The organism is Pseudomonas sp. RIT623 (assembly GCF_004519305.1).
Taxonomy (GTDB): Bacteria; Pseudomonadota; Gammaproteobacteria; order Pseudomonadales; family Pseudomonadaceae; genus Aquipseudomonas.
In genome coordinates, this window is the sequence record NZ_SOZA01000002.1 from 174,254 (window position 1) to 197,728 (window position 23,475).

At 64.7% G+C, this 23,475-nt stretch carries 28 protein-coding genes; 8 read left to right on the forward strand and 20 right to left on the reverse strand.

Features of this window, described 5'->3' with window-relative positions:
• Positions 1-237 precede the first annotated feature (237 nt).
• On the reverse strand, positions 238-2,136 hold the full coding sequence (locus E3U47_RS02695) for a potassium transporter Kup (protein WP_134689456.1): 1,899 nt from the start codon (positions 2,134-2,136) through the stop codon (positions 238-240).
• A gap of 235 nt (positions 2,137-2,371) precedes the next feature.
• On the opposite strand from E3U47_RS02695, the gene rimO reads away from it, so the two are divergent.
• The 5 genes from rimO to tsaA all read left to right on the forward strand — a co-directional run bounded on the left by rimO (position 2,372) and on the right by tsaA (position 6,292).
• Positions 2,372-3,703: a 30S ribosomal protein S12 methylthiotransferase RimO gene (rimO, locus tag E3U47_RS02700; protein WP_134689458.1), complete on the forward strand. Its 1,332-nt coding sequence runs from the start codon at positions 2,372-2,374 to the stop codon at positions 3,701-3,703.
• A gap of 86 nt (positions 3,704-3,789) precedes the next feature.
• Complete coding sequence (locus E3U47_RS02705) at positions 3,790-4,296, forward strand: GNAT family N-acetyltransferase (RefSeq protein ID WP_134689460.1); 507 nt, start codon at positions 3,790-3,792, stop codon at positions 4,294-4,296.
• Between the two features lie 73 nt (positions 4,297-4,369).
• Positions 4,370-5,080 carry an rRNA pseudouridine synthase gene (locus E3U47_RS02710; RefSeq protein WP_134689462.1) on the forward strand — a complete coding sequence of 237 codons (711 nt, stop codon included), beginning with the start codon at positions 4,370-4,372 and terminating at the stop codon, positions 5,078-5,080.
• Between the two features lie 50 nt (positions 5,081-5,130).
• On the forward strand, positions 5,131-5,592 hold the full coding sequence (locus tag E3U47_RS02715) for a DUF1456 family protein (RefSeq protein WP_134689464.1): 462 nt from the start codon (positions 5,131-5,133) through the stop codon (positions 5,590-5,592).
• 7 nt (positions 5,593-5,599) lie between these two features.
• Positions 5,600-6,292 (forward strand): tRNA (N6-threonylcarbamoyladenosine(37)-N6)-methyltransferase TrmO, encoded by a 693-nt coding sequence (tsaA, locus tag E3U47_RS02720; protein ID WP_134689466.1) that lies wholly within the window; start codon positions 5,600-5,602, stop codon positions 6,290-6,292.
• Between the two features lie 107 nt (positions 6,293-6,399).
• Here the strand turns inward: tsaA and fpr are convergent, their stop codons facing one another.
• On the reverse strand, positions 6,400-7,179 hold the full coding sequence (fpr, locus tag E3U47_RS02725) for a ferredoxin-NADP reductase (protein ID WP_011535180.1): 780 nt from the start codon (positions 7,177-7,179) through the stop codon (positions 6,400-6,402).
• A gap of 120 nt (positions 7,180-7,299) precedes the next feature.
• On the opposite strand from fpr, the gene E3U47_RS02730 reads away from it, so the two are divergent.
• A complete protein-coding gene (locus E3U47_RS02730; protein WP_134689468.1) occupies positions 7,300-8,226 on the forward strand; it encodes a LysR family transcriptional regulator in 927 nt (308 codons plus the stop codon).
• Positions 8,227-8,229: 3 nt separating this feature from the next.
• On the opposite strand, the gene E3U47_RS02735 is transcribed toward E3U47_RS02730, so the two are convergent.
• The 3 genes from E3U47_RS02735 to E3U47_RS02745 all read right to left on the reverse strand — a co-directional run bounded on the left by E3U47_RS02735 (position 8,230) and on the right by E3U47_RS02745 (position 10,282).
• Positions 8,230-8,595, reverse strand: coding sequence for a diacylglycerol kinase (locus E3U47_RS02735; RefSeq protein WP_134689470.1), 366 nt, complete (start codon positions 8,593-8,595; stop codon positions 8,230-8,232).
• A 77-nt stretch (positions 8,596-8,672) separates the two neighbouring features.
• Complete coding sequence (erdR, locus tag E3U47_RS02740) at positions 8,673-9,323, reverse strand: response regulator transcription factor ErdR (RefSeq protein WP_134689472.1); 651 nt, start codon at positions 9,321-9,323, stop codon at positions 8,673-8,675.
• Positions 9,324-9,571: 248 nt separating this feature from the next.
• The gene (locus E3U47_RS02745; RefSeq protein WP_134689474.1) at positions 9,572-10,282 is read right to left on the reverse strand and encodes a tRNA-uridine aminocarboxypropyltransferase; all 711 of its coding nucleotides are present in this window, start codon (positions 10,280-10,282) and stop codon (positions 9,572-9,574) included.
• A gap of 213 nt (positions 10,283-10,495) precedes the next feature.
• Between E3U47_RS02745 and E3U47_RS02750 the strand changes: the two genes are divergently transcribed.
• The gene (locus tag E3U47_RS02750) at positions 10,496-10,915 is read left to right on the forward strand and encodes a quorum-sensing-regulated virulence factor family protein (RefSeq protein WP_134689476.1); all 420 of its coding nucleotides are present in this window, start codon (positions 10,496-10,498) and stop codon (positions 10,913-10,915) included.
• 2 nt (positions 10,916-10,917) lie between these two features.
• On the opposite strand, the gene E3U47_RS02755 is transcribed toward E3U47_RS02750, so the two are convergent.
• Positions 10,918-11,121 (reverse strand): hypothetical protein, encoded by a 204-nt coding sequence (locus E3U47_RS02755; protein ID WP_134689477.1) that lies wholly within the window; start codon positions 11,119-11,121, stop codon positions 10,918-10,920.
• Between the two features lie 288 nt (positions 11,122-11,409).
• Here E3U47_RS02755 and E3U47_RS02760 point away from each other — a divergent pair, with 288 nt between their 5' ends.
• Positions 11,410-12,528, forward strand: a complete 1,119-nt coding sequence (locus E3U47_RS02760) for an LOG family protein (RefSeq protein WP_134689479.1) — start codon at positions 11,410-11,412, stop codon at positions 12,526-12,528.
• 50 nt (positions 12,529-12,578) lie between these two features.
• Here the strand turns inward: E3U47_RS02760 and recX are convergent, their stop codons facing one another.
• From recX to E3U47_RS02830, 14 genes are all read right to left on the reverse strand, one after another.
• Positions 12,579-13,049 carry a recombination regulator RecX gene (recX, locus tag E3U47_RS02765; protein ID WP_134689481.1) on the reverse strand — a complete coding sequence of 157 codons (471 nt, stop codon included), beginning with the start codon at positions 13,047-13,049 and terminating at the stop codon, positions 12,579-12,581.
• Between the two features lie 8 nt (positions 13,050-13,057).
• Positions 13,058-14,125: a recombinase RecA gene (recA, locus tag E3U47_RS02770; protein WP_134689483.1), complete on the reverse strand. Its 1,068-nt coding sequence runs from the start codon at positions 14,123-14,125 to the stop codon at positions 13,058-13,060.
• Positions 14,126-14,228: 103 nt separating this feature from the next.
• Positions 14,229-14,711, reverse strand: coding sequence for a CinA family protein (locus E3U47_RS02775; RefSeq protein ID WP_134689485.1), 483 nt, complete (start codon positions 14,709-14,711; stop codon positions 14,229-14,231).
• Positions 14,712-14,770: 59 nt separating this feature from the next.
• Positions 14,771-15,232 (reverse strand): lysis system i-spanin subunit Rz, encoded by a 462-nt coding sequence (locus E3U47_RS02780; RefSeq protein ID WP_177414187.1) that lies wholly within the window; start codon positions 15,230-15,232, stop codon positions 14,771-14,773.
• 32 nt (positions 15,233-15,264) lie between these two features.
• On the reverse strand, positions 15,265-15,816 hold the full coding sequence (locus E3U47_RS02785) for a glycoside hydrolase family 19 protein (protein ID WP_134689487.1): 552 nt from the start codon (positions 15,814-15,816) through the stop codon (positions 15,265-15,267).
• A complete protein-coding gene (locus E3U47_RS02790; protein ID WP_134689488.1) occupies positions 15,803-16,012 on the reverse strand; it encodes a Com family DNA-binding transcriptional regulator in 210 nt (69 codons plus the stop codon). Before E3U47_RS02790 ends, E3U47_RS02785 begins: the two co-directional genes overlap by 14 nt.
• 61 nt (positions 16,013-16,073) lie before the next feature.
• On the reverse strand, positions 16,074-16,622 hold the full coding sequence (locus E3U47_RS02795; RefSeq protein WP_134689489.1) for a hypothetical protein: 549 nt from the start codon (positions 16,620-16,622) through the stop codon (positions 16,074-16,076).
• Positions 16,623-16,942: 320 nt separating this feature from the next.
• Positions 16,943-17,977 (reverse strand): phage late control D family protein, encoded by a 1,035-nt coding sequence (locus tag E3U47_RS02800; protein ID WP_134689490.1) that lies wholly within the window; start codon positions 17,975-17,977, stop codon positions 16,943-16,945.
• A gap of 38 nt (positions 17,978-18,015) precedes the next feature.
• Entirely contained in the window at positions 18,016-18,222 is a 207-nt protein-coding gene (locus E3U47_RS02805; protein WP_134689491.1) for a tail protein X, read from the reverse strand.
• A complete protein-coding gene (locus tag E3U47_RS02810; RefSeq protein ID WP_134689492.1) occupies positions 18,197-19,042 on the reverse strand; it encodes a phage tail protein in 846 nt (281 codons plus the stop codon). Before E3U47_RS02810 ends, E3U47_RS02805 begins: the two co-directional genes overlap by 26 nt.
• 9 nt (positions 19,043-19,051) lie before the next feature.
• Complete coding sequence (locus E3U47_RS02815) at positions 19,052-21,310, reverse strand: hypothetical protein (RefSeq protein ID WP_134689493.1); 2,259 nt, start codon at positions 21,308-21,310, stop codon at positions 19,052-19,054.
• 125 nt (positions 21,311-21,435) lie between these two features.
• The gene (locus tag E3U47_RS02820; RefSeq protein WP_134689494.1) at positions 21,436-21,738 is read right to left on the reverse strand and encodes a phage tail assembly protein; all 303 of its coding nucleotides are present in this window, start codon (positions 21,736-21,738) and stop codon (positions 21,436-21,438) included.
• A 12-nt stretch (positions 21,739-21,750) separates the two neighbouring features.
• The gene (locus tag E3U47_RS02825) at positions 21,751-22,260 is read right to left on the reverse strand and encodes a phage major tail tube protein (RefSeq protein WP_134689495.1); all 510 of its coding nucleotides are present in this window, start codon (positions 22,258-22,260) and stop codon (positions 21,751-21,753) included.
• Between the two features lie 13 nt (positions 22,261-22,273).
• The gene (locus tag E3U47_RS02830) at positions 22,274-23,440 is read right to left on the reverse strand and encodes a phage tail sheath family protein (protein ID WP_134689496.1); all 1,167 of its coding nucleotides are present in this window, start codon (positions 23,438-23,440) and stop codon (positions 22,274-22,276) included.
• Positions 23,441-23,475: the final 35 nt, after the last annotated feature.

The window sequence follows — 23,475 nt, forward strand, 5'->3', positions numbered from 1 at the left end:
ATGCCGGCGAACACCGGCATCGCCGGTGCCAGCCTCCGCGGCGCCTGGTTCGCCAGCAAGCTGGCTCCTACAGGACCGAGACGGCCAGCAAACCCCGTAGGAACCGGCTTGCCGGCGAACACCGGCATCGCCGGTGCCAGCCTCCGCGGCGCCTGGTTCGCCAGCAAGCTGGCTCCTACAGGACCGAGACGACCGGCAAAACCCGTAGGAGCGAACGGCGGCAAAGCAGGCGCTGGGTCAGATCTCGACCTGGGTCCCCAGCTCGATCACCCGGTTCAGCGGCAGATTGAAGAAGCGCAGGTTGCCGTTGGCGTTCTTCAGCAGGAACGCGAACAGGTTGCCCCGCCAGCGCGACATCCCCTCCAGGCGCGAGGCGATCACCGTCTCCCGGCTGAGGAAATAGGTGGTGCGCATCGGGCTGAAATCCAGCTCGTCCAGGTGGCACAGCTTCAATGCCGCCGGCACGTCCGGCTCGTCCATGAAGCCAAAGTGCAGCAACACCCGGAAGAACCCATCGCCATAGGCTTCCACCTCGAAGCGCTCATGCTCCGGCACCCGCGGCCGGTCCTCGCTGACCACCGTCAGCAGCACTACCTGGTTGTGCAGCACCTGGTTGTGCAGCATGTTGTGCAACAGCGCATGGGGTACCGCGTCGGGCCGCGCGGTGAGGAACACCGCGGTGCCCTCGACCCGGTGCGGCGGCTGCACGCGAATACTGCCGATGAACACCGGCAGCGGCAGCGCGCCTTCGTCGATGCGCTCGACGAGGATCTGCTTGCCACGCTTCCAGGTGCTCATCAGCAGGAACAGCACCCCGCCCGCCAGTACCGGGAACGCGCCACCCTGGACGATCTTCGGCACGTTGGCGGCGAAGAACAGCCCATCCACCAGCAGGAACCCCACCAGGATCGGCACCGCCAGCAGCGGCGGCCATTTCCACAACAGCAGCATCACCGAAGCCACCAGGATGGTGGTCATCAACATGGTGCCGGTCACCGCCACGCCATAGGCCGCCGCCAGTGCCCCGGACGACTCGAAGCCGATCACCAGCAGCACCACGCCGACCATCAGCGTCCAGTTCACCGCGCCGATATAGATCTGCCCCTGCTCGTCGCTGGAGGTGTGCTGGATCTGCATGCGCGGCACATAGCCCAGCTGGATGGCCTGGCGGGTCAGGGAGAAGGCTCCCGAGATCACCGCCTGGGAAGCGATCACCGTGGCCATGGTCGCCAGCCCTACCAGCGGCAGCAGGGCCCAGCCCGGCGCCAGCAGGTAGAACGGGTTGCGCGCGGCCTCCGGGTTCTGCAGCAGCATCGCGCCCTGGCCAAAGTAGTTGAGCACCAGCGCCGGCAACACCAGGGCGAACCAGGCGCGGGCGATCGGCTTGCGGCCGAAGTGGCCCATGTCGGCGTACAGCGCCTCGGCACCGGTCAGCGCCAGCACCACCGCGCCAAGGATCGCCACGCCCATGCCCGGGTGCACGATGAAGAAATTCAACGCCCAGCCCGGGTTGAAGGCCTTGAGCACCTCGGGGCTCTGGGCGATGCCGTGCACCCCCAGCGCACCCAGCACCACGAACCAGGTGACCATGATCGGGCCGAACAGCTTGCCGATCTTCTCGGTGCCGTGTTTTTGCACCAGGAACAGCGCCACCAGCACCACCAGCGAGATCGGCACCACCCAGTGATCGATACCGTCGAACGCCAGGCCCATGCCCTCCACTGCCGACAGCACCGACACTGCCGGGGTGATCATGCTGTCGCCGTAGAACAACGAGGCGCCGATCAAGCCGCAGCCGACCATCAACGCGCGCAGCTTCGGATGACTGGCCGTGGCCCGCCGCGCCAACGCGGTCAGCGCCATGGTGCCGCCTTCGCCCTGGTTGTCGGCGCGCAGAATGAACATCACGTACTTGAACGACACCACCCACAACAGCGACCAGAGGATCAGCGACAGGATGCCCAGTACGCCATCGTGGTTGACCGGCACCCCGTAACCACCGGTGAAGACTTCCTTGAGGGTATACAACGGGCTGGTGCCGATATCGCCATAGACCACCCCGACAGCTGCCACCAACAGGCCCAACGACCGCGTTGCGCCCTGCCCGCCTTCGGCGTGACTGCTTGCCTGAACCATCGACCACTCCCGCAGAAGGCCTTCTAGACCGGTTGAATTGCCACCCGCGCCAGGGCATCCCGGATGCCCCCGCGCAACGGCGCGAAGCATAGCGCAGCGTTCGTCGTATTTCTGCTGGTAAAGCGACCTTGCGCTCGCTAGAATTGCGCACTTTTTGATCAGAGGCGCGAAAAGCGCCCACCAGGAGCGCCCCCGTCAGCGGCCGGGCGACCTGTATTCAATACCGAGGTTAGCCATGTCCACCACTCCCGCCACTCCGAAGGTCGGCTTCGTTTCCCTGGGTTGCCCCAAGGCCCTGGTCGATTCCGAGCGCATCCTCACCCAGCTGCGCATGGAAGGCTATGAAGTCGTGCCCACCTACGAGGACGCCGACGTGGTGGTGGTCAACACCTGCGGCTTCATCGACAGCGCCAAGGCCGAGTCGCTGGAAGTGATCGGCGAAGCCATCAAGGAAAACGGCAAGGTCATCGTCACCGGCTGCATGGGTGTCGAGGAAGGCAATATCCGCGACGTGCACCCCAGCGTGCTGTCGGTCAGCGGCCCGCAGCAGTACGAGCAGGTGGTCAACGCCGTGCACGAAGTAGTGCCGCCGCGCCAGGACCACAACCCGCTGATCGACCTGGTGCCGCCGCAGGGCGTCAAGCTGACCCCGCGCCACTACGCCTACCTGAAGATTTCCGAAGGCTGCAACCACAGCTGCAGCTTCTGTATCATCCCGTCGATGCGCGGCAAGCTGGTCAGCCGGCCGGTCGGCGAGGTGCTGAGCGAGGCAGAGCGCCTGGTCAAGGCCGGCGTCAAGGAGATCCTGGTGATCTCCCAGGACACCAGCGCCTACGGCGTCGACGTCAAGTACAAGACCGACTTCTGGAACGGCCGCCCGGTCAAGACCCGCATGCTCGAGCTGTGCGAAGCCCTGAGCAGCCTGGGTGCCTGGGTGCGCCTGCACTATGTGTACCCGTACCCGAACGTCGACGACGTGATCCCGCTGATGGCCGCCGGCAAGATCCTGCCTTATCTGGACATCCCCTTCCAGCACGCCAGCCCCAAGGTACTCAAGTCGATGAAGCGCCCGGCCTTCGAGGACCGTACCCTGGCGCGCATCAAGAGCTGGCGCGAGCAGTGCCCAGAGCTGGTGATCCGCTCGACCTTCATCGTCGGCTTCCCCGGCGAGACCGAAGAAGACTTCCAATACCTGCTCGACTGGCTGACCGAGGCCCAGCTCGACCGCGTCGGCTGCTTCCAGTACTCGCCGGTCGAAGGCGCCCCGGCCAACGACCTGGGCCTTGAAGAAGTGCCAGATGACGTCAAGCAGGACCGCTGGGACCGCTTCATGGCCCACCAGCAGGCGATCAGCGCCGCGCGCCTGCAACAGCGCATCGGCAAGGAGATCGAAGTGCTGATCGACGAAGTCGAGGAGCAAGGCTCGGTCGGCCGCAGCTTCTTCGACGCACCGGAGATCGACGGCAGCGTGTTCATCGACGGCGACCATGGCTTCAAGCCAGGCGACAAGGTCCGCTGCCGGATCGTCGACGCCGACGAGTACGACATGTGGGCCGAGCCCATCTGAGCGAAACCCGCCTGAAAATACCCCGCCAGCTGGCGGGGTATTTTTTTGCATCTATGTTTTCCTCAATGGCCCCCGAGGATCACAGGATGTCGCCCACCGTCACGCTGCACACACCTCATCAGAGCGATTATCCCGAGCTGGTCCGGGTGTGGGAGGCGTCGGTGCGGGCCACTCACGATTTCCTGCCCGAGGGCTACATCCTGCTGCTGCGCGAGCACGTGCTGCGCAAGTATCTGGATGCCGTGATGCTGGTCTGCTGCAAGGATGCCAGACGGCGCATCCGCGGCTTTGCCGGGGTGGCCAACGGCCGGGTCGACATGCTCTTCGTCGCGCCCGAGCACCGTGGCCAGGGCATCGGACGGCGCCTGCTGCGCCACGCGGTGAACGAGTTGAACGCCGAACGCCTGGACGTCAACGAACAGAACCCGCAAGCCTTGGGTTTCTACCTGCATGAAGGCTTCGAGATCTACGGCCGCTCGGAAACCGACGGCCTAGGCCAGCCCTATCCCCTACTACATATGAGGCTTGTTCGTACAACGTCCTGGCACTCAAGCTCAGGAAACCACCACCGCGCTCCGAAATGGCGCAAATGACATCGATTTGCAGCCGCTACCTTGCGCAGGCAGGTACAATGAAGGCTTTCCTTACCGCGTGATGCCCCTGTCCATGTCCGAACCCATTCGTCTCTCCAAACGCCTCATCGAACAGCTTGGCTGCTCCCGCCGTGAGGCCGAACTGTACATCGAAGGTGGCTGGGTCACGGTCGATGGCGTGGTGGTCGAACAACCCCAGTTCAAGATTACCGAACAGCAGGTCGAGCTGCTCCCGGGCGCTCGTGCCGACTCACTCGAACCGGTCACCTTGCTGCTCAACCAGCAGGCCGGCCAAAACAGCGCAAGCGCCCTGGCCAGCATCAGCATGGCCAGCCTCAGTGAAGCACACCGCGACGGCGTGCGCCCGTTGCATGGGCATTTCGCCCGCCAGGCCTGCATCGTCCCGCTGCTGCCCGGCGCCAGTGGCCTGCAGCTGTTCACCCAGGACTGGCGGGTAACCCGCAAGCTCGAGGCCGACCTGCGCCGCATGGAGCAGGAATATATCGTCCAGGTCAGTGGTGAAGCCAAGCCAGGCGCCCTCGAGCGCCTGGCCCGCGGCGTGGAGCGCAAGGGCGTCGAACTGCCGAAGGCCAAGGCCAGCTGGCAGAACGAGCAACACCTGCGCATTGTGCTGAAGAACCCGCAACCGGGCTTGATCGAACAGCTTTGCGAAACCGCTGGCCTCAAGGTACTGGCGATGCGTCGCATCCGCCTTGGCGGGGTATCGATGGGCAAGCTGCCGCTGGGCCAGTGGCGCTACGTGGCCGCTACAGAACGCTTCTAGCATTACCGCCGCGCAATGACTGACGCGGCAACAGAACAGGATTCGCTGCAATGAACCACAACGACGTACTGCGCAGCCTGCGCTACATGCTCAAGGCCAACGACCAGAAAATGGCCGAGATCATCAAGCTCTCGGGTCTCGAGGTTCCCGTCGAGGCCATCGCCACCTATGTGAAGAAAGAAGAGGAACCCGGCTTCGTACGCTGCCCGGAGAAGGTCATGGCACACTTCCTCGACGGCCTGGTGATCCACCGCCGTGGCCGCGACGACAGCCGCCCGCCGCAACCGATCGAGCTACCGGTGACCAACAACACCATCCTCAAGAAGCTGCGAGTTGCCTTCGAGCTCAAGGAAGACGACCTGCACGCGGTGCTCAAGGCCGTCAACTTCCCGGTCTCCAAGCCAGAACTGAGCGCGCTGTTCCGCAAGGTCGGCCACGACAACTACCGCCCTTGCGGCGACCAGTTGCTGCGCAACTTCCTCAAGGGCCTCACCCTGCGCGTGCGCGGCTGAGGCAGTGATGCGACACACGGTCTCGCCAGTCGGCATCCTGCGCTCCTGCTTCAAGGAGAAGTTCGCCATTCCACGCCAACCGCAGCTGGCGCCCGCCGCCCGAGGCGTGCTGGAACTGCTGCCGCCCTTTGACCAGGGCGATGCCGTCGAAGGGCTGGAGCAGGTCAGCCACGTCTGGCTGCTGTTCCTGTTCCACCAGGCCCTGGAAGACAAGCCACGGCTCAAGGTACGCCCGCCGCGCCTGGGCGGCAACAAGAGCATGGGGGTGTTCGCCACCCGCTCCACCCATCGGCCCAACGGCATCGGCCAGTCAGTGGTACGCCTGGAAGGCGTGGAGCCCGGGCGCCTGCTGCTGTCGGGTATCGATCTGCTCGATGGCACGCCGGTGCTGGATATCAAGCCCTATGTGCCCTATGCCGATAGCGTCAGCGGGGCAGTCAACCGGATGGCCAGTGACGCACCTGCGGCGATTGCCGTCGATTGGAGCGACAGCGCCCTGCCCCAGGCACACGAACATGCGCTGCGCCTGGGCGAACCGCTGGTCGAGCTGATCGAGCAGTGTCTGGCCCAGGACCCACGCCCTGCCTACCAGGTACCACCGCCCGAGCGGGTATATGGGGTGAAGTTCTGGGATGTGCAGGTGCGCTGGCATTATCCGCAACCGGATGTGATCCGGGTGCTGGAGGTGGCGCCGGAGTGATCCGGTGTCGACACGGGCTTGCCCCGCGATAGCACACACGGCGAAGCTGTTCCGCGTGCATAAAAAAACGCAGGCCAGGCCTGCGTTTTTCATTTCTGCCGCTCGCCTTACTTCTCGACGAACGCACGCTCGATCAGGTAGTCACCCGGTTCGCGCATGCGCGGCGAAATCTTCAGGCCGAAGCTGTCCAGCACTTCGCTGGTCTCGTCGAGCATGCTCGGGCTGCCGCAGATCATAGCGCGGTCGTCCTGCGGGTTGATCGGTGGCAGGCCGATGTCGCTGAACAGCTTGCCGCTGCGCATCAGGTCGGTCAGACGGCCCTGGTTCTCGAACGGCTCGCGGGTCACGGTCGGGTAGTAGATCAGCTTGTCACGCACGGACTCGCCGAAGAACTCGTTCTGCGGCAGGTGCTCGGTGATGAACTCGCGGTAGGCCACTTCGTTGACGTAACGCACGCCGTGGACCAGGATCACCTTCTCGAAACGCTCGTAGGTTTCTGGGTCCTGGATCACGCTCATGAACGGCGCCAGGCCGGTGCCGGTGCTCAGCAGGTACAGGTGCTTGCCCGGATTGAGGTCGTCGAGTACCAGCGTGCCGGTAGGCTTCTTGCTGATGATGATCTCATCGCCTTCCTTAAGGTGCTGCAACTGTGAGGTCAGCGGGCCGTCCGGCACCTTGATGCTGAAGAACTCCAGGTGCTCTTCCCAGTTTGGCGAAGCGATGGAATAGGCGCGCATGAGCGGACGGCCGCTATCCTGCTGCAGGCCGATCATCACGAACTGACCGTTCTCGAAGCGCAGGCCCGGGTCACGGGTGCACTTGAAGCTGAACAGGGTGTCGTTCCAGTGGTGCACACTGAGGACACGTTCGTGGTTCATGTTGCTCATCGATGGGGCTCCTGAAGGAAAACGCGGCGCGCACAAGACGCGCAGTTGCGCGATAGTTTAGGGGCAGCGACAATATCTGTTAACTGAATTATCAAGATATGTGTTATCGGTTATATAGATATGCGATTTACACTTCGTCAGCTCCAGGTCTTCGTCGCCGTCGCTCAGCACCAGAGTGTGTCCAGGGCCGCTGGCGTGCTGGCCTTGTCGCAATCGGCCGCCAGCACCTCGATCACCGAACTGGAGCGCCAGTCCAGCTGCCAGCTGTTCGACCGCGCCGGCAAGCGCTTGAGCCTCAATGCCCTGGGGCACCAACTGCTGCCGCAAGCCGTCGCCCTGCTCGATCAGGCCAAGGAAATCGAGGATCTGCTCAACGGCAAGTCCGGTTTCGGCTCGCTGACCGTCGGCGCCACCCTGACCATCGGCAACTACCTGGCCACCCTGCTGATCGGCAGCTTCATGCAGATACACCCGGAAAGCCAGGTGAAACTGCATGTACAAAATACCGCGCATATCGTGCAACAAGTCGCCCACTACGAAATTGACCTGGGTCTAATCGAAGGCGACTGCAACCACCCCGACCTGGAAGTTCAGCCCTGGGTGGAGGACGAACTGGTGGTGTTCTGCGCGCCACAACATGCGCTGGCCAAGGTCGGCCATGCCGATATCGAGCAATTGGCCCATGAAGCATGGATTCTGCGCGAGCAAGGTTCGGGCACGCGCCTGACCTTCGACCAGGCCATGCGTCATCACCGCGCCAATTTGAACATTCGCCTGGAGCTGGAGCACACCGAAGCGATCAAGCGCGCCGTGGAATCAGGCCTGGGCATTGGCTGCATCTCGCGCCTGGCGCTTCGCGACGCATTTCGTCGCGGTAGCCTGGTGCCGGTGGAAACCCCGGCGCTGGACCTGTCGCGGCAGTTCTACTTCATCTGGCACAAACAGAAGTACCAGACCTCGGCCATGCGCGAGTTTCTCGAACTGTGCCGCCGCTTCACCGCGGGCGTGCGCCGCAGTGACGAAATCGTCCTGCCGCCGATCGCCTGAGGCTCAGCCGAGCAGGATCACGCCCCAGACCAGCGCGACCATGGTCATTGCTACCAATTGCGCGGCGCTGCCCATGTCCTTGGCATTCTTCGACAGCGGGTGGCGGTCCAGGGAGATACGGTCGATGGCCGCCTCCACCGCCGAGTTGAGCAGTTCGACGATCAGCCCCAGCAGGCACACGGCAATCAGGATCGCCCGCTCACCGCGGCTGACCGGCAACCAGAAGGCGATGGGAATCAGCAGCACATTGAGCAGCACCAACTGGCGAAAAGCCGCCTCGCCCTTGAAGGCGGTGCGCAGGCCGTCGAACGAGTAGCCCGCGGCATTGACGATACGTTTGAGGCCGGTCTGGCCTTTGAATGGCGACATGCGTGTGTGTCACTTCACCGAGAAAAAGGCCAGCAGACTAGACCAGTCGGGGTCAAAAAAGCGTGAAGCTGCGCCCCTCAAGTAGCCGAAACCGATTCGAGTTGTTGCAACAGCAGCGCCGCCTGGGTGCGGGTGCGCACGCCCAGCTTGCGGAAGATCGCTGTCACATGGGCCTTGATGGTCGCTTCCGAAACGCTCAGCTCATAGGCGATCTGCTTGTTCAACAAGCCTTCGCAGACCATGGTCAGCACGCGGAATTGTTGCGGGGTCAGGCTGGCCAGCCCTTCGCTGGCGGCCTTGGCCTCCGCCGACACGTCGACTTTCTCGAACGCCTGGGGCGGCCACCAGACGTCGCCGTCGAGCACGTTGCGCACCGCTTCCTGAATCTTGCTCAGCTCGCTGGACTTGGGAATGAAGCCGCTGGCACCGAATTCGCGGGACTTCACCACCACCGACGCTTCTTCCTGCGCCGACACCATCACCACCGGGATCTGCGGATACTGGCCGCGCAACAGGACCAGCCCGGAGAAGCCGTAAGCGCCTGGCATGTTCAGGTCCAGCAGGACCAGGTCCCAGTCGGACTTTTCCGCGAGGCTGGCCTCCAGTTCGGCGATGCTCGCCACTTCCACCAGGCGCACGTCCGGGCCCAGGCCGAGGGTAACGGCCTGGCGCAGGGCACTGCGAAACAACGGGTGGTCATCGGCAATCAGGATTTCGTATGTGGCCATCGATCTATGGATCCTGTTCTGTGCCGGGCGCTTGGGGTACGGGCGCGCCTGGCAGGCAACTCATGGCGCGAACGGCAGGGCCGCCGGCCGGGATGGCACGGCGAAGTCCGGGGTAACAGCAGCTTCGTCGTGCCTGAAGCGGCGCCAAGGATGCCGAGCACGAACCGGGTGGTCAAGCCGGTCGACTCCGCCCACCCTGGCTGCCAGCCCCGACAGTATGAACCAAACCGTCGGGCCTGCCCCTTGGACTATAGGAAGGTATGCAAACGCTGATGCACCTCATCCTGCGCATCCAGCGCCAGGCGACGCTTGCCGCTGAGGTAGTGCAGGCTGAACACATCCAGGTAGGCGTCCAGGGCCTGGGAGGCCTGGCTGTCGCCGGCCAGCTCCAGGCACATGGCGGCCACCTCGGCGGTACAGAAGTGGTCATCGCGCTTGGAGCGGCGCAGGCGATAGCGCGACATCTGCTCGGCCTGCAGGCTCAGCACCGGGAAACGGTCCAGGTACGGGCTCTTGCGGAACATCTTGCGCGCCTCGGTCCAGGTGGCGTCGAGCAAGATGAACAGCGGGCGCTTGCCCGGCTCGCGCAGCACCTCGCTGACCACCCGCTCCTGGGCGACGAACTCGCCGGGGAAGACGATGAAAGGTTGCCACCGTGGGTCGTCGAGCAGCGCCAGCAGACGCTCGTCCACCGCGGTGCGCAGCCAGCCGAAGGCCGAGGTGTCCTCGATCAGGTCGGCAATCAGCCAGCCGGTGTTGGTCGGCTTCAACGGCTCGGTGTCATGCATCAGCAGGCACACGCCGGCCTCGGCCTGGACCTTGGGTTTCCAGGCGCACAGGCAGTGGCTGGCGATCACTCGGCAATCCGGGCAACGCTCGGCGCGCGAGCCACGGGCAATGAACGGCTTGTTGCTGCGGGCCAGGCGCTCGGCGCGCAAGCGCGCTACCGCGTGACTCATGGCAGCAGGCCTTGGAGGGAAGATGGGCGGGGCACGGCGATAACTCGGTAAAAACAAAGGCGCAGTCTACCAGAGCATGCGTCATTTGCCGTGCAGCCTGGCCGATGGCTCCTTTATAATCCCAGGTTCTGGCGGCCTGGAAACCCAGCGGTTTCATGGAACGCCGCCCGCCGGCGCCGGTCAAAGCGCCAGTCATCGAACCAGGAGAGATTCATGCTGCGTCTTATCGCCCCGACCCTGAGCCTGCTGCTCGCCCTGCCCCTGGCGGCCCAGGCCGCGTCCAAGCAGGAATACGAGCTGACCCAGATGCTGCAGAAGGTCGCCAAGGAAAGCAGCGTCGGCACCCCACGGGCCATCAACGAAGACATCCTTGACCAGGGCTATACCGCCGAAGGCAAGGCACTGGTCAATCACCTGAGCGTGCGTCAGGAGCATGCCGCGCGCATGCAAGCCAACCCCGCGCAGGTGCGCAGCCAGCTGGGCGACAGTGTTTGCCGCAACAACGGTTATCGCCAGTTGATGTCCAAGGGCGCGGTGATGGTCTACCGCTTCAGCGTCTACAAGACCAACCAGCCGGTCATGGACCAGGCCTTCGATGCCGCCAGCTGCACGGCCGGCAACAAGAAGAAGTGATTTCAGGCCACCTGGTTGCCGTCACTGGCGCGCCGTTGCTCATCTTCGGCGCGTAGCTCGGCCAACAAGGCCTGTAGATAGCGCGAATGCCGCTCGTGGCCTTGCAGGCGGCGCAGGCACTCAGCCTCCAGGCTCAGGCAATGAGCCTGCGCCTCTCGTTCGAGCAGCTGCAACAGCTGCCCGTCCACCTCCAGCACCAGATGCATACCACCACCTCCCTGCACCGCGCGTCTGGTCGCCTCCAGTAAACCAAAGCCGAGCAGAGTCTCGCTCCGATCTGACAGGCGGCACGAAGCCGCGCCAGCGTCTAGATTGATAACGAGTGTCCATAACAACGACAACGCGATGGAACTGCCACTGCAACATGGCCTTGAAGGCCTACTGCAACGCTCGGGGCGCACGCTCGAGCCACAGCAGCCAGCGACACACGCAGTGTCGCGGCCGGGACCTGCCATCGACCCGGTCAGAGGTTTTGCTGCAGAAGGAGACGTTGAATGCCTTACCAACCGAACGAGCTGTTGTTCAACCACTTCCGTGACCATGGCATCGACTTGGCGCATATCGACCAGCAACTGCAACTGGTCGCACCGAACAGCCCCAACTTGCCCTTGTACCGCGACATGATGCTGACCGTCCTGCGCATGGCGCACGACGACCGTGACCGCTGGAACGCCAAGATCACCTTGCAGGCACTGCGTGAACTGGACCATGCGTTCCGCACCCTGGAGCGCTATAAAGGGCGGCGCAAGGTCACCGTGTTCGGCTCGGCGCGCACTCCGCTGGAGCACCCGATGTATGCCCTGGCCCGGGAGCTGGGGGCCACCCTGGCCCGCTCTGAGCTGATGGTCATCACCGGCGCCGGCGGCGGCATCATGGCCGCGGCCCATGAGGGCGCAGGCAGCGACCATAGCCTGGGTTTCAACATCACCCTGCCTTTTGAGCAGCATGCCAACGCCACGGTGGATGGCACCGACAAGCTGCTGCCGTTCCACTTCTTCTTCATTCGCAAGCTGTTCTTCGTCAAGGAGGCCGACGCGCTGGTACTGTGCCCAGGGGGTTTCGGCACCCTCGACGAGGCCCTGGAAGTGCTGACCCTGATCCAGACCGGCAAGAGCCCGCTGGTGCCCGTGGTGCTGCTCGACTCGCCCGGCGGCAGCTTCTGGCGCGACGCGCTGGACTTCATCAGCCGCCAGCTCGAGGAAAACCGCTACATCCTGCCCAGTGACCTGAAGCTGGTGCGCCTGGTGCACAGTGCTGACGAAGCGGTAGAGGAAATCAACCAGTTCTACAGCAACTACCACTCCAGCCGCTGGCTGAAGAACCAGTTCGTGATCCGCATGCATCACCCACTCAGCGAAGCAGCCTTGCATGACGTGGAGGAAGGCTTTGCCGACCTGCGCCTGAGTGGCAGGTACCACCAGCAGCCCGACAGCGGCGCCGAGCACGAGCAAGGCGACTTCAGCCACCTGACACGCTTGACGTTCGCCTTCAACGGCCGCGACCAAGGGCGCCTGCGAGAATTGGTGGACTTCATCAACCTATCGGAAAACTGGGCCAAGCCCCAGCCCATGCATACCACCCAACGCGCCCGAGATGCCTTGCGCGTGAACTGAACGCAAAAAGGCCTGTGGGCTGGCTCGTGCTCGAGCCAGCCCACAGGCCTTCAGTAATCGTCAAGATCGCGACCGCTGAGCAGCCGGCCGATCATGTCCATGGCAAACCCACGGTAGGCGAGAAATCGCGTTTGCTGTGCCCGGCTACGCGGGTCTTGAGGCCGCTGCCCAGCGAACTTGCGCTGCCAGACATCCCGTAACTGCGCAGCCCAGTCCACCTCGCTGTCGCGCATGGCCTGGTCGATATCGCCACGGTTCAAGCCACGCTGGCCAAGCTCCTCGCGAATACGCGCGGGGCCGTAACCGGCGTTGGAGCGGTAACGGATGAAACTTTCGAGGTAACGGGCCTCACTGAGCAGCCCTTCTTCGGCAAGCCGATCGAGCGCAGGCTCGATCAGCTCATCCGGCGCGCCGCGCTGACGCAGCTTGCGTGTCAGCTCGACGCGACCATGCTCGCGGCGCGCGAGCAGGTCCATGGCTGTCCGCCGAACGGCGACGGGGGTGTCGAGTACGACGGACATGGGGTCAATCAGTAACCGGCGTCGGCGTCGGCCAGGTCGTCGGCATCGGCCTCGGCGGCAGCAGCCTTGGCAGCAGCTGCAACAGCACCCGAGGTCAGCAGTTTCTCGCGGATCTGCTTCTCGATTTCGGCGCCGATGGCTGGGTTCTCTTGCAGATACTTGGCAGCGTTGGCCTTGCCCTGGCCGATCTTGTTGCCCTGGTAGCTGTACCAGGCACCGGATTTTTCCACCAGCCCCTGGGAAACACCCAGGTCGATGATCTCGCCGTTGCGGTAGATACCCTTGCCGTAGAGGATCTGGAACTCAGCCTGACGGAACGGCGGCGAGACCTTGTTCTTGACGATCTTGACGCGGGTTTCGCTACCGACCACCTCGTCGCCTTCCTTGACCGCGCCGGTACGGCGGATGTCCAGGCGCACCGAGGCGTAGAACTTCAGGGCGTTACCACCGGTGGTGGTTTCCGGGCTGCCGAACATCACGCCGATCTTCATACGGATCTGGTTGATGAAGATGACCAGGCAGTTGGCGTTCTTGATGTTACCAGTGATCTTGCGCAGCGCCTGGGACATCAGGCGGGCCTGCAGGCCAACGTGCATGTCACCCATCTCGCCTTCGATCTCGGCCTTGGGTACCAGGGCTGCCACGGAGTCGACGATGATCACGTCTACCGCGTTGGAACGCACCAGCATGTCGGTGATTTCCAGGGCTTGTTCGCCGGTGTCCGGCTGCGAGACCAGCAGGTCGTCGACGTTGACGCCCAGCTTGCCGGCGTACTCGGGGTCGAGGGCGTGTTCGGCGTCGACGAAGGCACAGGTGGCGCCGTTTTTCTGGGCCTCGGCGATGACCGAGAGGGTCAGCGTGGTCTTACCCGAGGATTCCGGGCCATAGATCTCGACGATACGGCCCTTCGGCAGGCCGCCAATGCCCAGAGCGATGTCCAGGCCCAGGGAACCGGTGGAGATGGCCGGGATCGCCTGGCGCTCGTGGTCGCCCATGCGCATGACCGCGCCCTTGCCGAATTGGCGTTCGATTTGACCCAGGGCCGCAGCCAAGGCGCGCTTCTTGTTGTCGTCCATTGAAATCCTCACGTGATCGACTTGGCCCTGGGGCCGGAACAACTGTATAAGTAGCCAGTATTATTCCACAGGGATTCGTTTCCGCAAACCCCCGTCGAGTGAATTACTCCGCGCCAAGCTGTAACAAGCCGTCTAACGCGGCGATCACCGTCTGTCGGCGCACCGCTTCGCGGTCGCCGTCGAAGTGGCGCCGCTCGCTGCTCACGTGGTTGCCGTCGGCCCAGGCCAGCCACACCGTGCCCACCGGCTTGGCGGGCGAGCCGCCGTCTGGCCCGGCCACGCCACTCACCGCCACGGCAAAGCGCGCCCCGCTGGCGGCCTGGGCACCACGGACCATCGCCTCGACCACCTCCTGGCTGACCGCGCCAACCTGGGCGAACAAGGGCTCGGGTACGCCGAGCTGGCGGGTCTTCTGGGCATTGGAGTAGGTGACATAGCCAGCCTCGAACCAGGCCGAGCTACCGGGAATACGGGTGATGGCCTCGGCAATGCCGCCACCGGTGCAGGATTCGGCGGTGCTCACCTGGGCGTTGACGCGCCGCAGGTGTTCGCCCAGGCGCGTGGAAAGTTCGGTAATCGGGTCCATGGCGAGCTCCTGACAAGACAGCGCCCTACCCTACCATTCCCCGGTGCGCTGGCAAGGGTTCAATGGGCCAGGCTTCGCACGTAGTCCTGACAGGCCCGCAAGGCGATCAATCCGCGGTCGCCGTCGTCGGTGATGCTGATAATTCGTCGAGCATGCGCCGGGTCAAGTCGGGCGCGTACGGCGCCATGATCCACGCCGCCGGTGCCGGCGGCGGCAGGCACTGCGGCGCAACTGGCGTCGCGCTCGACCAGGACCGACAGGCGCAGATCGGCAGTAGCAAGGCGATCACGCAGGCGTGCTTGAGCGTGTTGGGCATTGGAGAGCTCCTGATGATGTTTCGATTCACTGTCGCGCAGGCGTTGTTCGAGGCCCTGGCGTTGCTCGCGTTCGACCAGCAGCAGCTCGTACAAGGCCTTGGCCTGGTCCAACCGCTGCTGCACCAGCGCCTGCTCCTGCACCGCCAGCTGGCGCCCATGGCGCCAGCCCTGGGCCTGCCAGGCCGCAGCGGCGCTCATTGCCATCAGCAGCAAGCACAGCACCGCCCGCCAGCGGCTCAACACAGCACCTCGCGGGCCCGAGCCCACAGTGCCGTGCGTTCGCTCAGGCCGTTGAGACCGCCGTTGATATGACGGGTGATGCGGTTGAACTCCCCCTGGTCGGCCAAGGCATTGAGCCCGCGCGAGTGCCAGAACCAGGCCGCCGACTCGCAGGCCCAGCGGGGTTGCTCGAGCATCTGCGGCTGCGCCAGCAGGCGCTCGTCACCGAACAGCGCGCGGCTGCAGGCCTGGTAGTTATTGCGCCCGGTCACCTGGATCAGGCCACGGCCACAATACAGCTGACCGTCACCATCGGCCTGCGCCGTGTTGCCCAGGCGCAGGGCCAGGCTGCCGGTGTCGTAGCGCGCCAGGTACTGGTCGCTGCCCAGTTCCTTGACGTAGCGCAGCTGACCGGACTCATGGCCGACCTGGGCGAGGAAGGCGGCGATGCGTTTGGGATGGTCGATTTCCCAGTTGGCCATTGCCGTGTTGAGGGCTGGCAGAAAAGTCGCGGCGCGCTGGCCGGCGAGTGGGTAGATCTGGCGAAGCTGCTGTTCAGTGAGCGGCATCGATACATTCTCCATGGCTGTCTGATCGAAGGGCGGCGCAGGCCGCCGGTGGTTCGCTCACAGGCGATGGCTCGAAGCGCGTGGCTTTCACATGGTTCAAGGTGCGGCAACGACCGCACTTGATCTGGAGCTCGGAAACCGGGGTGATACGGGCCAGAAGCTTGTGGCATTGGCCACAGCGGAAGTCGATGAACATGGGGGTAGTCCTGGTGGTAAAGCGGCCAGGAACGCCCGGCATGCGGATAAATGAACGCGATTCAGCGCTGGAACAGCACATGACGATCGCCCCAGGCGGACCACAGCATCAGACACGCGCCCACCAGGCCTAGAAAGGCGCCGAACCCGATCATGAAATCCGCGTGCCGGTTGTGCCAGTTGACGACCTTCCAATAGAGCCGGTCGTCGAAAAGGACTTCTCCATCCACCGTGGCCACCTCGCGCACGATGCTGTGCTCAGCCCCTGCTTCGACTGTCAGCAAGACCTTCTTGGCGACGCGCAAGCCTGCGGCCTCATACCCCTCGCGATAGCTGAAAACGCCCTGATGGTGAACGCCGTCTTGCAAGCGGTAGGACACTGCGAACAGCACGACTGACCTTCCACCTACTTTCCAGGTGTCCGAGTAACCACTGACCCAACCCTCGATTTCGCGCAAATGTTCGACATCGGTAGGCACGTAGACCATGCGATCGTTGGAATACAACAACGCCACGGCCAGACCAGAGAAGGTAAACACCAACAGCTCCAGCCGGCGCCGCCTGGGTGTACTTGCAGGTCGCTCATCGCGACATGAGATGTTGAGCGTCACAGGTCGTTTCTCCTCTTCAGACAAGACAAGGGGTAATCGCCATCAGTGATAACGATCCCTGCCAAAATATGTCTGTCGTGGGTTCACCCACTCACTCGGGCCAATATCCACCTGGGGGTAGGAAATTGCAGTGATCAGCAAGGGCTTCGCGCAAGCAGTTCCATGCGTCCCCTGGGCCGCATTGTCGATCACGCAAATATCACGGTAAGCGAGTACTGCAGACATCCTTGCTGCCCTCCATAGTCAGGCGCGTCGATTGAGCAACGACTATAGAAACGGCCTTCACCGACAGGCACCGGGAAACGTTCTCCCGGACAGCCTCAGGCCTTGCACAGCCCGGTACGGCGCGCAGCGCAACCCTTGGCCCTGGCCTTGCCCTGGCGACCACCGTTGCACTGCAAGGTGGTGCGCCAGCCACTGCTGGTGAACACCTGCTCCACCGACTCGACCAGGTAGGTGCCATCGAGCCCTGGAAGAAAGCCACTCGCCTCGATGCTGCGCTCGGCGAACAGGTCGGTACGCCCGGGCAGGTCCAGGCGCACGCTGGCGGTATCGCGGTTGAAGCTGGCCAGGCGCGCTTTGGCGGCCTGCTCGGCGGCGGCTCGATTGGGGTACAGGTGGCGGTCGGTGTACACCGGCTGCAGGCCGTCCGGGGCCTCGCCGTTTTCCAGTTCCAGCGTTTGCAGGCGCCCGCTGGCGCTGTCTTGGTGGCGAGTCCTGACCGCCTTGTGGGTGCTCTTGTCGGCCAGGCGGAACTGCCACTGGCTAACGTCGCTACGAGCAATGGTCACCACGCCAAGGGGCTTGCCACTGGCGCTCTGTCCACCCTGGCGCGGCAGCACCAGCAATTGGCCGTTGGCAAGCTTGGCGGTGCAATCGTGCAGGCGCGCCAGGCGGGTGACGAAGTTGAAGTCCGATTCGCTGTACTGGTCGACCCGCGGGATCTGCACGGTCACCGGGCACACCGCCTGCCAGCCGTTGCGGGCGGCGATCTCGGTGACGATGCGTTGTAACGTCGCCTGCTCCCAGCTACCGCTACGGATGGTCTTGCCAGTGCCGCGCAGGTCGCTGGCCTTGCCGCGGATCAGCAAGGTGTCTGGCGGGCCGGAAAGCTCCACCTCGTCCACCGTATAGCGGCCTAGACGGCTCAAGGGTTGGCCCGCATATCCCAGGTGCACCTCGAGCGATGCGCCGCGGGCGGGCAGCGCCAAGGCACCGTCGCGGGCATCGAGGCGTAGTTCGAATTCGTCCGACTCCAGGCCGGGCTTGTCGGTGGTGCGCAGCAGCAACAGACGGTCGTTGATCAACGTGGTGATGTCGTGGCCGTCCGCGGTGATGCGAAATTGGGGCTGCATGGTCAGGCCTCAGGTGTTGATGTGAAGGGAGGGCGTCATCAATCCCACAACTGCAGGCTGCTGCTCGCCGCCACGGGCAGCTCCGGCAGCAGGATCCTCACTCCGGCGCGAAACGGCTGGGCCTCGTCCGCCAGACCCTGGTTGGCATCCAGCACTGCTTCGAGCGTGCCAACGAGATGCCCGTAGTAGTGCTGGCAGAGGGTGTCGAGCAGATCGCCCTCAGACGTTGTGCAAATCCTGGCCATAGCTGACGAACTCCAGTGAGAAACCTTGTTTGCGAGGGATGCCGCCGGCCAGCAGCATGCTTTGCTCTTCCTCGATGCTGGTCAGGCACCAGGTGCCAAGCACCTCGCCGTAACCGGTGGTCAAGGACAACGGCAACAACTGCCGGCCGATGCTGCGCAGGGTCTGCAACTGACCGATCCCGCCCTTGAAACCGGGGAAGATCGCACCCCGCAGGGTGATGCTTTCCTCGCCCAGGCTGACCGCCTGCTGGGCGCTCTCACGGCTCAGGCGTTCCTGCCCGGCCCAACGAAAACGCGTCTGCCGACGTAACTGGTCGAAGGCGGCGGTGTCGAGGTTGAAGTAGTAAGGCGAAGTACCGGCCTTGAGCGGTTGCAACACCAGTAGGTGGGGAAACGGCTTGACCGCTTCGGGCGCGGGGGTCGCCTCGGGTGCGAAGCCCAGGGTCGACAGTACGCCATTGACGGTCGAGCGCACCTCCCCCGCCACCCGGCGGATCGCCGCGCTGGCCTTGACCACGTGCCCGGCAAAAGCGTCGATGCGCTCACGCACCTGGCGCGCCACGCCGAGCGCCTGGTCGTACTTGGCGACTACCTTGGCAACCCGCGCCTGGGCCGTGGTGATCGCCCGCATCGTGCGTTGCAGTTTGGCGCCAATGATTGGGCCGACCACGGGCAGGCCCTCCAGCTCGGCTACCGCGCCCTGCACGTGGCCGATCGCCTCGTTCATCGGCTCGAGCATGGCGTCGGCACGCCGACGCCCTGCTTCGCCCGCCTTGACCAGGGCGTGCAGCGTGGCTTGCAGCTGCTCCAGATAGGTCATGCTTGCTCCTTAAAGTGCAATATGTGGGGTGTCGGCCAACTGCACCGAACGGGCCTGGCGCATCAACTCCTCCAACTGGCGCCGGGCGATGGCCTCCAGTTGCGCGAGCGTGCCTGGGTCGTCGAGGCTGTTGCTGACGGTGACGGGCATGTTCGAGGTGAAGGTGAATTGCTGGTTGTAGACCGGTGCAGGTGGCGTGGCCGGTGGGGTCGATGTGCCGGCAGGCGCGGCTGGCGCCGGGCTGCTGATCGAGCGCAGCACATCGCCGGGCTCGGCCTGTGCCTGCGCAGGCGTGGCCGCACCGGCCTTGGCTGCCGTGCCCACTTGGCTGGGCTGCTCCTTGCCGGCAAACCAGGTTTTGCCGAGCCAACCGCCGAGCTGGTCGCCGACCATCCCGCCAAGCGCGGCGCCGAAGGTGGTGCCGAGCACCGGCACCACCGAACCAATCGCCCCGCCAACCAGTGTGCCGACCAGCCCACCGACGGCACTGCCGTAGCCTTCGGCCTTTTCGCCTGCGGGCTTGTCGCTGGTGAAGGTGGTCAACCCTTGCTGGGTCGCTTTCAGGAGCGCTGGCTTGGCCAGTACCTTCATCGCCGCGCCAACGCCCCTGGGTTCCACCGCAGGTGTCGCAGCGGCTGGGGCTTGCGCAGCTGGCGAAGGTTGCGCGCCCTGCTTGGCGGGCCCGCTCGCGCTATCAAGCTTGCTGGCGCTCGCAGGCTTGGTGGCCGCTGCGTTGCCCTCGGAGGCGGGCGTTTGGGCGGATACCGCTTCGCTGCTGGCCGTCGGGGCAGCCTGCTGGTCACCGCCGAACCAGGTCTTGCCGACCCAGCCACCCACCGCCTCGCCCAGCATGCCACCGACCGTGGAGCCAACCACCGTGCCCAGGCCTGGTACCACCGAGCCCAGCGCACCGCCAACCAGCGTACCGACCAGGCCACCCACGGCGCTGCCGTAGCCCTCGGCCTTGTCGCTGTCGGACTTGTCGCTGGTGAAGGTCTCCAGGCCTTTGCCCACGGCTCCCAGCACAGCTGGTTTACCGAGGGACTTGACCGCGCCGCCGATCTTGGCGAATACCCCCTTGGGCGCATCGGCACTCGCCACGGGGGCGATGCCTGGCGCGGAAGGCGGGGCAGACTTGGGTTTATCCGCCAAGGCCTGCAACACCACGCTGGCCGGCGTCTGCGCTGGCGCTGTGGCGGCTGGGGCCGGCGCGCCCAGCGCCAGCAGATGTTGCCCCACACGCGTGGCACCGAGCTCGAGTTCGCCCAAGGCACTGCCAAGGGCCGGTAGCGCCCCACTGTCGACCTGTGCCTCGAACAGGTCGACCTGGGGGCCTGCCAACTGGAGCGACGATGCAGGCGCGGCCGCTCCAGCCTGGGCACTCGCCGGCGACGCCTCGGGCATCCTGTCCTTGTCGTCGCTGCTATCGGTGAAGAAGTCGTACAGCCCCTCGCCAGCGCGCCCCCCGAGCTTCTCACCCAGATAGCCGCCAAACAGGCTGGCGTAGTCTTCCCCGCGCTGGCCACCGCGAGCCCCTCCCTTCGCCGCGCCAAGGGCCGCGCCGAGCAGGTTGCCGGCCAGTTCACCGACGGCGGCACCAACGCCTTTGGCCTTTGCTCGACCATCCTCGCCAGTCACCAAGGCCTCGGCACTTTTGAGCGCCGCCGTGGCCGCGCCCATCTCGGCCTTGACGCTGACCGCCTTGACCGCCCGCTGCCGCTGTTCAGGGCTCAGGCGCCGACTGGCCTTGTACGCCGCGATCCCACCTGCGGTAAGCCCACCCAGCCCGGCCATGACGATTCTGGTTTTTTCGCCAGCGCTACGCGGCGTGGCCATGGGCTTGGCCGGTGTCGAGGGCTTGGCCGGTGCCACAGCCGTTGCCTTGCCATTCGCTGCCGGCAACAGCAAGGGCGGGTGCCAGGCCGGCCGCACATCGGCGGGCCTGAGCCGCGGCAAGCCGGCGATTGCCCGGCCCAGCTGCACATAAGCCTGCTGCAACCGAGCGACACGCGCGCCTTCGCCGCGCAAGCGCTCGACCTGCGCCTCGTGCCCCCCTGCCTGCTCGTCAGCCAGCCTCCTGCCGGCCTGCCCCGCCTTGTCCAGCTCCAGGCCCAGGCGGATCACCTCACCGATGAGCCGCCCCAGGCGAGTGCCGTCCGCTTCCTTGCGCAGGCGCCCGATGCGCTGGCGGAGCGTATCGAACGCGGCGCCCAGCGGCTGGTCGGCACTGATGCCGAGCCCGAGGGTGAACACCTGTGTGTTCGCCATGCGTTCCTCCTTGTCATTCCGCCAGCCACCAGAGCATGTCGCTGAACGACATGCTCATGAGTTCGCTGGCGGAAAAGTTCAGCTCCCTGGCCAGCCGCCGGGCGGCGGCCTGCTGCCGGGCAGGATCAAAGTTCGTCGTCCTGCACCAGGCGAAAATAGCCAGCCTGCAGGCGGCTGTAGTCCTTCAGGGCCAGGCCTTCGAGGTCCTTGACGCCCACCTCGGCCAGCGAGGCGAACAGGTTCAGTTCGCGCTGCTCATCGTCGCCGGCGCCACCGGCCTGGGCCTGGCGGATGTCGCGCACGGTCGGCGCGCGCAACGACAGGCTATCGACCTGCACGCCGTTGGCCTCGCTGGGGCGCGACAAGCGCACAGTGACTCGCTCGGCATCGACCGCCAGCCATTGCGGCTGTTTTTTCACTTGAGCCATTGTTCGTTCTCCTTAAAGACCCAGTGCCGCGCGCTGGCTGGCCAGTTGGTCGACACCGTCGATCACCCGCTTCATGCCCAGGGCATCGATTTCGTAGACCAGGCGGCCATCGACCTCGAGCTTGTAGTAGGTGACGGCGACGCTGTGCTTGATCTCGGCCTTGTCGCCGGACTTCCAGTCGCCCATGTCGACTTCCTTCAGCGCGCCGCGCAGGGTGACGATAACCGGGTTGATCTTGCCCTTGAGGCCCTTGAAGGCGCCGCGGAAGGTGCCGTTGAAGCCAGTGCCGTCGGCCAGGCCGAAGAATTTCAGCGACTCGCGGCGCACGCCGGTGGTGGTGAAGGCGGCCTCCTGTTTTTCCATGCCCTGGTCCAGTTCGACCGGCATGTCCATGCCGCCGGGGCGGTACTCCTCGGTCTTCAGGGTGAGCTTGGGCAGGGTCAGGCTGGGCACATCGCCCTGGAAGCTGACGCCATCGACGAACAGGTTCAGGTTGGCCAGGGTTTCGGGAATCATTGCCATGTAGGTGCGCTCCTTAAGCGGCGGAATCGAGGACTTCGGTCAGCCACTGGTTGGTGACTTCGACGCGGAAATTGGGGTTTTCGGCAGGCGGCACATCGGTGAAACGGATGTTCCAGTACACCTTGCCCTGCTCCAGTTGGCTGGCGGTATTCAGCTCCGGGTCGGCGAACACCTCGAAGTTGATGATCGCGCCCTGGTTCTTCAGGTCGCGCATGAAGGCCTGCAAGCCTTCGGTGACGTCCTTGACGTAGGTGGCGGTGATGGAACGGTCGACCGCCCACTTGTGGCCGTAGAGAATCGCGTCCATGACGATGTCCATGGTCCGCACGCGGGTGACGAAGGCCCATTTCGGGTCGCTCGACAGGGTGCGGTTACCCCACAGGCGGAAGCCGTCGTCACGGATGATGGTGGCGATGTTGGCGTTGTTCAGCAGGTTGGCGCGGCAAGTGTCGTCGCCATCGAGGAACTCCACCGCGCGGCTGGTGCCGGTGATGCCGACGAACTCCTTGTTCGACGGCGAGGCCCAGAAGCCGTACTCGCGGTCGGTGAAGGCGAACAGGCCGGCGACCCAGGCCGAGCCTGGCGCATCGACGGTGGCCTGTTCGGCGTTGTCCCAGTAGCGCACGCCCGGATCGACCAGGAACGCGCGCTTGGCGCCGAAGTTCTTGGCGTAGGCGATGGCCGCTTCATCGGTGCTGTTGGGGCCATCGATGATGGCGATGGCGCGCAGCTTGTCGGCCAGGGCCACCAGGGCGCTGCCGACGGCTTGGGTGGCGCTGTGCTTGGGGGTGACCAGCAGGCGTGGCTGGGCGTTGAAACGGCTCTTGCCGTCGAGCAGCGCCTGCAGGCCGGTGCGCTTGCCGTCGGCCAGCACATTGCCGATGATCGCCGAGGTCTGCTCGGCGGCGTCTTCGAGCTTGGCCACGCCGCAGGCGACGATGACCGCCTTGGCACGGCTGTAGATGGCGCGGCAGGCCTTGGTGATCGCCGCGTCCTGGCCGAACGCCGCGACCGCTTCGCGCTCGCTGGTGATCAGCACCAGGTCGTTGGCCTTGGCGCTGGCGCCCGGGCCTTCGGTGAAGGTGTCGACCAGGCCGATGATCGAGGACGACGGCAGCGCGATGCTGCGCGCGCCGGTGTCGACGTTGGTCACGGTGACGCCGTGGAAGAATCCACTCATGTAGGTTTGCTCCAGGTTCAGGTATGAAAAGGCCC

Coding starts and splice junctions, on each gene's coding strand:
- E3U47_RS02735 (WP_134689470.1), bottom strand. CDS start 8,595: ATGTCGCCATTCAAAGGCCAGACCGGCCTCAAACGTATCGTCAATGCC.
- E3U47_RS02730 (WP_134689468.1), top strand. CDS start 7,300: ATGCGATTTACACTTCGTCAGCTCCAGGTCTTCGTCGCCGTCGCTCAG.
- recA (WP_134689483.1), bottom strand. CDS start 14,125: ATGGACGACAACAAGAAGCGCGCCTTGGCTGCGGCCCTGGGTCAAATC.
- E3U47_RS02815 (WP_134689493.1), bottom strand. CDS start 21,310: ATGGCGAACACACAGGTGTTCACCCTCGGGCTCGGCATCAGTGCCGAC.
- E3U47_RS02790 (WP_134689488.1), bottom strand. CDS start 16,012: ATGTTCATCGACTTCCGCTGTGGCCAATGCCACAAGCTTCTGGCCCGT.
- tsaA (WP_134689466.1), top strand. CDS start 5,600: ATGCGACACACGGTCTCGCCAGTCGGCATCCTGCGCTCCTGCTTCAAG.
- E3U47_RS02820 (WP_134689494.1), bottom strand. CDS start 21,738: ATGGCTCAAGTGAAAAAACAGCCGCAATGGCTGGCGGTCGATGCCGAG.
- E3U47_RS02760 (WP_134689479.1), top strand. CDS start 11,410: ATGCCTTACCAACCGAACGAGCTGTTGTTCAACCACTTCCGTGACCAT.
- E3U47_RS02780 (WP_177414187.1), bottom strand. CDS start 15,232: ATGGCAATGAGCGCCGCTGCGGCCTGGCAGGCCCAGGGCTGGCGCCAT.
- E3U47_RS02745 (WP_134689474.1), bottom strand. CDS start 10,282: ATGAGTCACGCGGTAGCGCGCTTGCGCGCCGAGCGCCTGGCCCGCAGC.
- E3U47_RS02710 (WP_134689462.1), top strand. CDS start 4,370: ATGTCCGAACCCATTCGTCTCTCCAAACGCCTCATCGAACAGCTTGGC.
- E3U47_RS02805 (WP_134689491.1), bottom strand. CDS start 18,222: ATGGCCAGGATTTGCACAACGTCTGAGGGCGATCTGCTCGACACCCTC.
- erdR (WP_134689472.1), bottom strand. CDS start 9,323: ATGGCCACATACGAAATCCTGATTGCCGATGACCACCCGTTGTTTCGC.
- rimO (WP_134689458.1), top strand. CDS start 2,372: ATGTCCACCACTCCCGCCACTCCGAAGGTCGGCTTCGTTTCCCTGGGT.
- E3U47_RS02785 (WP_134689487.1), bottom strand. CDS start 15,816: ATGCCGCTCACTGAACAGCAGCTTCGCCAGATCTACCCACTCGCCGGC.
- E3U47_RS02695 (WP_134689456.1), bottom strand. CDS start 2,136: ATGGTTCAGGCAAGCAGTCACGCCGAAGGCGGGCAGGGCGCAACGCGG.
- fpr (WP_011535180.1), bottom strand. CDS start 7,179: ATGAGCAACATGAACCACGAACGTGTCCTCAGTGTGCACCACTGGAAC.
- E3U47_RS02750 (WP_134689476.1), top strand. CDS start 10,496: ATGCTGCGTCTTATCGCCCCGACCCTGAGCCTGCTGCTCGCCCTGCCC.
- recX (WP_134689481.1), bottom strand. CDS start 13,049: ATGTCCGTCGTACTCGACACCCCCGTCGCCGTTCGGCGGACAGCCATG.
- E3U47_RS02825 (WP_134689495.1), bottom strand. CDS start 22,260: ATGGCAATGATTCCCGAAACCCTGGCCAACCTGAACCTGTTCGTCGAT.
- E3U47_RS02775 (WP_134689485.1), bottom strand. CDS start 14,711: ATGGACCCGATTACCGAACTTTCCACGCGCCTGGGCGAACACCTGCGG.
- E3U47_RS02830 (WP_134689496.1), bottom strand. CDS start 23,440: ATGAGTGGATTCTTCCACGGCGTCACCGTGACCAACGTCGACACCGGC.
- E3U47_RS02715 (WP_134689464.1), top strand. CDS start 5,131: ATGAACCACAACGACGTACTGCGCAGCCTGCGCTACATGCTCAAGGCC.
- E3U47_RS02755 (WP_134689477.1), bottom strand. CDS start 11,121: ATGCATCTGGTGCTGGAGGTGGACGGGCAGCTGTTGCAGCTGCTCGAA.
- E3U47_RS02800 (WP_134689490.1), bottom strand. CDS start 17,977: ATGCAGCCCCAATTTCGCATCACCGCGGACGGCCACGACATCACCACG.
- E3U47_RS02705 (WP_134689460.1), top strand. CDS start 3,790: ATGTCGCCCACCGTCACGCTGCACACACCTCATCAGAGCGATTATCCC.
- E3U47_RS02810 (WP_134689492.1), bottom strand. CDS start 19,042: ATGACCTATCTGGAGCAGCTGCAAGCCACGCTGCACGCCCTGGTCAAG.